Origin of the sequence: Clostridium sp., from assembly GCF_050717545.1 — a bacterium.
In the GTDB taxonomy this organism is placed as follows: domain Bacteria; phylum Bacillota; class Clostridia; order Clostridiales; family Clostridiaceae; genus Clostridium_AD.
The window spans coordinates 39,652-49,728 of the sequence record NZ_JBOITN010000001.1; the positions used below are offsets into that span (position 1 = coordinate 39,652).

Consider the following 10,077-nt stretch of genomic DNA (forward strand, 5'->3'; position numbering starts at 1 on the left):
GTGAAAACAAAAACAGATAAAAATATATCTTTTAGACTAAAGCTAACACTATCATATTTTATTATTGTTCTTTTACCAATTGTAATAGTTGGATTTTTTTCCTATAATATTGCATTAGAAGCTCTAAAAAAACACACCAATGAAAATTTGGATTTAACTAGTAAGCAAATAAATGATAACATTGAATACAAACTTAAATCAATAACCAGCATAGCGGATTATATGTTTAATGATCTGTCCTTCCAAAAGGTATTGAGCAAACAGTATAGCGATTCACAAGGAGTGGATATTCAACAATACCTGAGGAGGTATATGGTACCACTTATTAATCTACCTGTTACTTCAAATCGGTTATTCTTATTTTTGAATAATGCAACTATACCGGAAAATTACGCAGTTAACAAAGGGTTAGAAAAAAAACCAGTAGTAATGGAGAAAAGCATCAATATTCAACATGTTAGCTCCGTTATGAAATTTGATTGGTACAATTCTCTCCAAAAATTAAAAGGAAATTCAGCTTGGATTCAGATAGCTAATGATAAGGAACTTAAAAGTATATCATATATAAAAAGACTTTATAATTTGGATGATGTACTAAAACTTGGTGCTAGCAATGCTCAGTTGGGATATATTTGTATTACTATAAAGTTTGAGGATTTGTTCGATATAAATCAGTTTTCAAAAATTGGTAAGGGTAGCTATCTTATTGTTCGAAATAGTAATGATAATATCGTATTCAGTAATTCTGATTACAGTAAAGCTGAACTCCTAAGAATAAGCAATTCAAAAGAGTATTTGGTAATAGAAAATAAAATTCCCCAAATGAACTTACGGTTTATGATTCATGTACCTGTAGCGCAATTGGAGGAAAGTGCCGCTAGAGTAAGAAAGCTATCCATCATTGTTTGTAGCATAAGTTTATTAGTTTTTACATTAATTAGTATATTGATTTCAAAGCATTTTTCTAAACAGGTATCAATGATTGTAAGCTTTATAAACTCCTTTAGAGATGGAGAATTTAATAAAAGACTTAAGACTTCAAATAACGATGAGCTTCATCAGATTTCAACAGCTATGAATGAAATGGCAACTACTATCAATAATTTGATAGAAGAAATATATGTCACAAATACACGAAAGGCTCAAGCGGAGCTTCAAGTTCTTCAATCACAAATCAACCCTCATTTCCTATATAATACTTTGGCATCAGTCAGCACCTTGGCTCAATTAGGGAAAGTGGATAAGCTAAATGATGTAATTGATAGGCTTGTGTCCTTTTACAGGCTTACTTTAAACAAAGGAAGTTTTATAATAACTGTGGGAAATGAAATTCAGCAGGTAAAAGCTTATATTGATATTAAGAAGATGCAGCACAGTCAGCGATTGAATGTGTTCTACAATATTGAACCTGGTATACTCCAATATAAAACTATTAAGATAATTCTCCAACCCTTTGTAGAGAATTCACTGCAGCATGGTATGTTCATGGGAAGAAAAATAAATATAAGAGTACTCGCTTATAGAGATGAAAACAAAATCATATTTAAGATAATTGATGATGGTTTGGGAATGCGACCAGAAACCCTTAATCAAATATTAAGTATTAATGAAAATTCCATTGGGTATGGTATCAAAAATGTTAATGAACGAATAAAATTACAGTTTGGAAAAGAGTACGGTGTAAGCATATATAGTAGGCTTGGAATAGGTACAACAGTAAGTATTGTTATCCCGGTTTTTAAGGAATAATTGTTATATAACTGTAGGGTTTTAGTTGATATAGAGGCAATCTTAAAGTACTGGGCAATTGTTTAAATAAGTATAAAAATAAAAAATAGGGAGTGACTATATGTATAAGGTAGAGCTAAATAATGAGAAACTAGTGGTATTTTATAATGATGAAATTATTTTATCAGGAGTATCACCAGTTATTTATTTCGATGATAAAACAGTGTTAGAACCCAAACTTAATAATTTTTTTTCTCAGGACGATATGACTAAATTAGGAGAGTCTAAAAAATATGTTTTTGAATATATAGATGAGAAGGATGAAGTGAATTTTCAGCTTAATTTCCATTGTTTTCATGACTTTTTATATACAACTATTGAATTAAAGGTAAAAAGTGAGGATATAGGTGCCAAGTATAGGTGTATTGAATCTATTGGTGGTGTAAGGCTTAAAGTAGAAAGTCTAAGTAGTATTCAGGGACTAATGGCAAACTATATGCATTCGGATTGGTGGACACGTCCTCATTTTGATAAAGATATTTCAAAGCTTCCACCAAGGACACAATCATTACTTTGGAAGGATGAAAAATCCTATAACTATTTATTACCTGTGTGTGATGATATATTTAAGACTGAACTATGCGGTAAGGAAAAGCATATAGAAATATTGCTATCCCCTTATGACAGTGGGCATACAAATTTTGTTGCTACTAGCTTTTTTATTGGCACTGGTGACAACCCTTTTGATTTATCTAAGAAATTAGTAGAAATGGGACTAAAGCTTTTAGGCTCAGGTGGTAAAACTAGAGGCCAAAGGCGATATCCAGATATGTTAGAGTATTTTGGCTGGTGCAGTTGGGATGCGTTTTATTACGATATTAATGAGAAAGGCATCATGGATAAAGCTGAGGAATTTAAGAAGCTAGGGGTACCAGCAAAGTGGTTTATTGTAGATGCGGGTTGGTCTGATGATGTAGATTATCACTTAAACTCATTTAAACCTAATAAGGTTAAGTTTCCTGAAGGCTTCGGTGGTATAATCGAGAAACTTAAGGAAGAATATGGATTAGAATGGGTAGGTGTGTGGCACACTATGATAGGTTATTGGAATGGTATATATGATAAAGGCCCAATAGCAACAGAAATGCCCCAAAGTTTATATAAAACAAAGGCTGGGAAACTCATTCCGTATCCAGAAGCAAGTAGAGCTTTTGAATTTTGGAATAAATGGCATAGCTATTTGAGAAATGAAGGTGTTGATTTTGTTAAGGTGGATTATCAAAGCTGCTTAGTCAACATGCTAAAGAACAATGTGTCCATAGGAAAAGCAACAAAAGAAGCACATGGGGCTTTAGAGGCTTCTGTTGGGAAAAACTTTGATAATAGAATGATCAACTGTATGGGTATGGGCTCTGAAAATCTATGGCACAGGCCAATGTCTTCTATATCAAGAAACAGCGATGACTTTTTTCCAAGTAAAAAGGACAGCTTTAAGGAACATGCACTGCAAAACGCCTATAACTCCTTTTTCACTAGTAATTTCATCTGGGGTGATTGGGATATGTGGTGGACCAATCATGAACAGGCAGTTAATAATGGAGTGCTTAGAGCTATAAGCGGAGGACCTATATATGTAAGTGACCCTGTTGGAACTACTGTTGCTGAGCAACTGTGGCCAGTTATGTTAAAGGATGGACGTATACTAAGATGTGATCAAAATGCGCTACCAACAGTGGATTGTTTGATGGTAAATCCCCTTGAAGAGAAGATACCTTTAAAGTTGTGGAATAAGGTAAAAGAAACTTATGTAATTGCATGTTTTAACATAAATATTAGAGAAGAAGAAGTCGTGGGAAACATAAGTCTTAAGGATATCCCAGGTTATGAATCTTCAAGATACTTAGTACATGAGCATTTTACGGGTGAAACTAGAATTATGGATGAAGAAAGTCAGTGGGAAATTAAACATAGTAATAATGAATTGTCATTATTTACTCTTGTTCCTGTAAAAGGAAAGTTTCTGCCTTTAGGTCTCATTAATAAATACATAGCTGTGGCAGCTGTAGACTTTTATTACAGTACTGAGTATAAATTATTAGTAAGACTTAAGGAGGGTGGCTTATTCGGGTTCGCATCTGAAGTAATGCCTAAAAGTATTTTAGTGAACGGTAAAAAAGGTGCATTTACTAAAGAAAAAGGTTTATTGATTGTAGATTGCAGTGATGAAGAAGGAAATGTCATAATAGAAATACAGTAGAAAACAGTTAATTAAAGGAGGTTTTTTATGAAAAAAACTATTTCTATTAATGAAAACAGTATTAATTTGGTTATAGAAGTTACTGAAGACGGTGATGTAAATTTATTGCATTTTTCACCATTACCATATGAGGTAACAGTAATAAATGAAAATAATAAAAGATGGTATAGGTTAGTTGAATTACAGATAGCAGGAGAAGATCATGATGATCATCATGGTTCTAAACACACAGGTTCAAAACCTGGGAATTTGCTTAAGTATAAAGAACATAGGGATTATAGGAATGTTTATGGAAGAAAGCTTGAAATAATGATGGAAGATTCATATCTAAAAGTAAAGTCAAACATACAATTTTATGAGGACATTTCTGTAATAAGATCATGGACAGAGGTTACTAATATAAGTATTGAAAATAAAGAAATTGAATATATTTCTTCATTTTGCCTAACCGGTATTTCTAAAGAAGGAATTACCCAGTGGGATGAAAAAAGCAAAGTGCATATTGCCCATAACACCTGGCTTGGTGAAGCACAATGGAAAAGCTCCAGTTTGCAAAATTTAGGTCTATCAAGATTAAATGACTTTTCTATGAAACGTGTATCCTGCAGTAGTACTGGAACTTGGTCATCATCAGAATATCTGCCCATGGGATGTTATGAAAATACTGAATGTGGTACTAGTTTACTTTGGCAGATTGAGAATAATGGTTCATGGCATTGGGAAATAAGCGACATTGCAGATGAGTTGTACCTACAGTTAAGTGGTCCTACAGAAGATGAAAACCATTGGTGCAAGAGACTGGAACCTGGAGAAAAATTTATATCAGTTACGGCTGCAATAAGTATTGTTAGTGGAGATTTTGAAAAAGCTGTGGGCGAAATTACAAAATATAGAAGAATATTACGAAGACCAAACAAAGATAACGTAAAACTACCGGTAATATTTAATGATTATATGAACTGTCTTATGGGGGATCCCACAACAGAAAAACTTCTTCCATTGATTAATGCAGCTGCTGAAGCAGGGTGTGAGTATTTTTGCATAGATTGTGGGTGGTATTCTGATGGTCCATGGTGGGATGGTGTTGGAGAGTGGCTTCCTTCTAAGGAAAGATTTCCTGGCGGTATAAAAGAGCCAATAGATTATATTATTAAAAAAGGAATGGTCCCAGGGCTATGGCTCGAGATAGAAGTAATGGGAGTAAAATGTCCTTTAGCGAATAAAGTGCCCGATGATTGGTTTTTCAAACGGCATGGTAAAAGAGTAATAGATCATGCGAGATACCAGCTTGATTTTAGAAATGCTGAAGTAGTGGAGCATGCAGATGAAGTAATAAAAAGATTGGTTAATGAATACGGTATTGGATATATTAAGATGGATTACAACATAAATGCTGGGATAGGAACAGAAACTGATGCATACAGCTTCGGGGATGGACTTTTGGAGCATAATCGTGCATATTTAAAATGGCTGGATAAGGTATTTGAACGTTATCCTGATTTAGTTATTGAGAATTGTGGCAGTGGTGGTATGAGGATGGATTATTCTCTTTTAAGTCGTCACAGCATCCAATCAAGCAGTGATCAGACAGATTATATTAAAAATGCAAATATTGCTGCATCTGTACTTACTGCAGTTACTCCTGAGCAATGTGCCGTATGGTCTTACCCTTTAAGGGATGGAGATTCAGAAGAGGTTATATTTAATATGATAAATGCAATGCTCATGAGGGTACATCAAAGTGGACAATTAGCTGAAATTTCAAGAGAACGTTTTGAACTTGTAAAAGAAGGAATAGACTGTTATAAAAAAATTAGAAAATATATACCTAACTCACTCCCATTCTGGCCTATCGGCTTTCCAAACTTCTCTGATGAATGGATAAGTTTAGGAATGAAATGTAACAATAAAATATACCTTGCAGTGTGGAGACTGCAAAGTCATACAGATAGTTTAATTATTCCAATCAAACAATTAAAGGGTAAGATGGCAGAGGTGATGTGTGCTTATCCATTCTATAAAGCCTGCACTTATAAATGGAACAAGGATAGTGGGTTATTAACTGTAAGATTACCCCAAAATAATTGTGCTAGGCTCTTTGAAATTATTTAACATAAGTAATTGATACTGATATAGGTGATGCATTTATATAGAGAAACTATATTTGGCTAAAGAAATTGCTGAAGAAAATAAAGAAATATTGGAAGAATTTAAAGAAAGAAATTAACAATTGCAAGGGAGTTATAAGGACTGGAGAGTTTTCTACGTTTTCTAACTGTATTTTGCAAATAGGAGTAAATTTTAAGGAGTAGATTATGAAAATATTGAATTTTGGTTCGCTTAACATAGATATGGTTTATGATGTTATTAATTTTGTCAAACCTGGAGAAACTATATCTTCAACAAAATATAGTGTTTTCTGTGGTGGTAAAGGGCTTAATCAATCAATAGCCTTAGCAAGGGCTGGAGTTGATTTATATCATGCAGGTAAAGTTTCAACAGATGGTAGAAGTTTAGTGGAAATTTTAAATGAGAATAGTGTAAAAACTGATTTTGTTTCATTAGATGGAACATATACAGGACATGCAATTATACAAGTAGATAGCAAAGGCCAAAATTCTATTCTGTTGTGCGGAGGTGCAAATAAAGAATTAACAAAAGAATATATAGATTTTGTGCTAAATCATTTTGAAGCTAATGATATATTAGTTCTGCAAAATGAAATAAATCATTTAGAATACATTATTAATAAAGCTAATAAAAAAGGAATGAGAATTGTACTTAATCCTTCTCCTATCGATAAAAAAATTATAGAAATTGATTTTAATATGATTAATTTGTTGGTATTAAATGAAATTGAGGGTAAAGCTATTGCAAATGTTTTGCAAGAAGAAGAAATAATAGATAAATTAATTTACAAATACCCCAACCTTAAAATAGTTTTAACCTTAGGAGAAAATGGATCAATGTACGGTGAAAATAATTTTCGTCTAACCGAACAAATTTTAAAAACAGAAGTAGTAGATACAACTGCTGCTGGAGATACATTTTTGGGTTATTTTGTGGCAGGGTTAATACTTGATAAATCGCCAAGTGAATGTTTGAACTTGGCGACTGTGGCTTCAAGTTTAGCAGTATCCAAAAAAGGTGCATCAATTTCGATACCATTTATGAAAGAGGTACTGGAAAGGAACGATAAACATGATGAATAAAGGTTATGGAACAAGGATAGTAGGTTATTAACCATAAGATTACCCCAAAAATAATTGTGCTAGGCTCTTTGAAATTATTTAACATAAGTGGGGCAGAAACATATCCAAAAACATATTTAAATTTTGGTTGATTCCGCATAGTCATGATCATTTCTGCGAAGAATTAATTAATTAAATTTAATATAATAGTATTAATAGTAAATTGAAACTTAGTAAAACTAGAATAAATTAATATTAAAAATATCTATTTAGAAAACGATGCTCAAAAGGTAATTGACCAAAGAATATAGAAAACAAAGTAATTATTTAATTTAGGAGGCTACAATATGAATAAAGAAATACCACAAGACTATTTACAAAGACTATATGCCGGATGGCTAGGTAAAATTATAGGAGTACGCCATGGTTCTAATACAGAAGGTTGGAGTTATGATAGAATACAGAAAACTTTTGGGGAAATCACAACATACCCTTATGATTTTAAAAATTTTGCTGCAGATGATGACACTAATGGTCCTATGTTTTTTTTAAGAGCATTGGAGGATTACACTTATAATAGTGAAATTACTGCGGAACAAATGGGGCTTACATTAATAAATTATGTAGCGGATGGACATGGATTTTTCTGGTGGGGTGGGTATGGAAATTCTACAGAGCATACAGGCTACTCCAATGTTAAATCTGGTATTATGGCACCACGTTCTGGTTCTATACAGCAAAATGGTGTAGCTGTGGCAGAGCAAATAGGTGGACAAATATTTAGTGATGTATGGGGATTAATAAACCCTGGTAATCCAGAGCTTGCAGCAGAATACGCAGAAAAGATGTCAAGTGTAACTCATGGTGGAAATGGCATATATGGTGGCCAATTTGTGGCAGCTTGTATTGCTGAAGCCTTTGTAGAAAAGGACATAGAAAAAGTAATATTAAAAGGCTTATCTTTAATTCCAGCTGATTGTGAATACACGAGAATGGCTACAGCAGTTATAAAGTACTTTCATACTAATCCTGAAGATTGGAGAAAAGCATTTAAATATGTTGAGGAGAATTTTGGATATCATTTATATCCAGGTGTATGCCATATTATTCCTAACTCAGCAGTAATGATTCTTGCAATGATGTATGGAGAGGGTGATTTCTCAAAGACTATAAATATAGGCAACATGTGTGGATGGGATACTGATTGTAATGTTGGAAATATAGGCACTATACTTGGCGTTTTAAATGGTCTTGAAGGAATCGATAAGTCTTGGAGGGAGCCAATAAATGATTTCTTATGTGCTTCTAGTGTAATAGGTTCATTAAATATTGTAGATATTCCATCTTTAGTAAGTTATACCGCAAGCTTTGCTTATAAAATAGCAGGAGAGGAAATGCCTGAAATATGGAAAGATAAATTTAACTTAAAGGAAAGATATTTCCACTTCGAATTGCCAGGTTCAACCCATGGTTTTCGATCTGAAAACTTAGACGGCAAGGATTGTAAAATGTTCTTTATAAACACTGAAGAAGCCTCTCATAGCGGTAATAGATCCTTAAAGTTTATAGTTCCTAAAGCTAATAGTGGTAGTGAATATAGGGCGTTTTATCAGACTTATTATGCTCCTGAGGATTTTAATGACAATCGTTATGAACCAGAATTTTCACCTGTATTATATCCTGGACAAACTATAGAGGTTTGGACTATGTTACCAAGTCAAAATATTGATATCAGAGCCGCAGTTTATATAAAGGATAGAAATACAGGCAATATTTACAAAGGTGAAATAGTTAATTTAGTTTGTGGTGAGTGGACAAAATTAACTTATAGTATTCCTTATTTGAAAGATGCTATTATCTTACAAGCTGGAATAGAATACTTTGTGGTTGAAGAAAAAGATCGTAGTTGGGATTTCGCATTAACAGCATATATCGATGATATGCGTATTTATGGAAAAGCAAATTACTCAATAGATTTTAGAAATGAAAGAATGGAGTGCTGGGATGCCTTCCATAAGCTTCCTTCTCAAATGACTTACGCGAGAGGAATATGGGGGTTAGAAGATGGTGAACTAAGCGGCAGCTATTGTGGTGATTCAGCAGAAGCTTATACTGGCGATTTCTATTGGGAAAATTATAGTTTTGAAGCTAATGTAATACCTAAATTGGGGGAATATCATAATATAAATTTTAGAGTACAAGGAGCAATACGTTCTTATGCTATAGGATTGTCACCTTTTAACAAAATAGAACTCTACAAGAATAATAATGGGTATTTATCACTAAGTGAATCAGAATTCATATGGGAAATAGGAAAATACTACAACATTAGAGTAGATGCATTTGAAAATGAATTTAAAGTTTATATTGATGGTAAGCTTATAATAACATATAAAGATGAAGATAAGCCATATTTACACGGAGCTGTTGGATTTTCAAACTTTAAGGGAAGCCATACACATTATAAAAGCTTTAAAATTCAAGTAAAATAAAATAAAAGGTAATTCTTTTAATGGTTGGGTAGTTGAATATTGTTATTGGATATATAAATTTTTTAAAATAGGTTTCTTAAAGCTCAACCTAAAATGTATGATGTTATGTATATGAAAAAGGCGATAAATTTGAGGGTTGAATGGGAAATGTATATAAAGAATCTTGAAAATATTAAGTTTTCAAGATTCTTTTATTTTTCTAAATTTGACAAACATAAAAAGAGTAAAAACTTAATTTAAGTGGCAAATTATACTTAAAGTTATAATAATATTAAATTTTAGAGATAGTGTTAACTAGCCTATGAAAAAACTAGATTAAAAATTTTCAGATTTAAATTGTACTTTGAAAAGTGAAAATATACCTTAAAGGAATGAAACATTAGTTTTGTTATCAACAAAACTTTTGGAT

The 10,077-nt window shown here is 32.5% G+C and carries 6 protein-coding genes; all 6 read left to right on the forward strand.

Annotation, left to right across the window (positions count from 1 at the left end):
* The 6 genes from ACREVX_RS00205 (at position 1) to ACREVX_RS00230 (ending at position 9,668) form a co-directional block, all read left to right on the forward strand.
* Complete coding sequence (locus ACREVX_RS00205) at positions 1 to 1,749, forward strand: sensor histidine kinase (RefSeq protein WP_431542014.1); 1,749 nt, start codon at positions 1 to 3, stop codon at positions 1,747 to 1,749.
* A 100-nt stretch (positions 1,750 to 1,849) separates the two neighbouring features.
* Positions 1,850 to 3,985 carry a Sip1-related alpha-galactosidase gene (locus ACREVX_RS00210; RefSeq protein ID WP_431542015.1) on the forward strand — a complete coding sequence of 712 codons (2,136 nt, stop codon included), beginning with the start codon at positions 1,850 to 1,852 and terminating at the stop codon, positions 3,983 to 3,985.
* Positions 3,986 to 4,012: 27 nt separating this feature from the next.
* Positions 4,013 to 6,097, forward strand: a complete 2,085-nt coding sequence (locus tag ACREVX_RS00215; protein WP_431542016.1) for a glycoside hydrolase family 36 protein — start codon at positions 4,013 to 4,015, stop codon at positions 6,095 to 6,097.
* Between the two features lie 65 nt (positions 6,098 to 6,162).
* A complete protein-coding gene (locus ACREVX_RS00220; protein ID WP_431542018.1) occupies positions 6,163 to 6,297 on the forward strand; it encodes an RbsD/FucU domain-containing protein in 135 nt (44 codons plus the stop codon).
* Between the two features lie 3 nt (positions 6,298 to 6,300).
* A complete protein-coding gene (locus ACREVX_RS00225) occupies positions 6,301 to 7,197 on the forward strand; it encodes a ribokinase (RefSeq protein WP_431542019.1) in 897 nt (298 codons plus the stop codon).
* Positions 7,198 to 7,523: 326 nt separating this feature from the next.
* The gene (locus tag ACREVX_RS00230) at positions 7,524 to 9,668 is read left to right on the forward strand and encodes an ADP-ribosylglycohydrolase family protein (RefSeq protein ID WP_431542020.1); all 2,145 of its coding nucleotides are present in this window, start codon (positions 7,524 to 7,526) and stop codon (positions 9,666 to 9,668) included.
* The last annotated feature ends 409 nt before the right edge of the window (positions 9,669 to 10,077 follow it).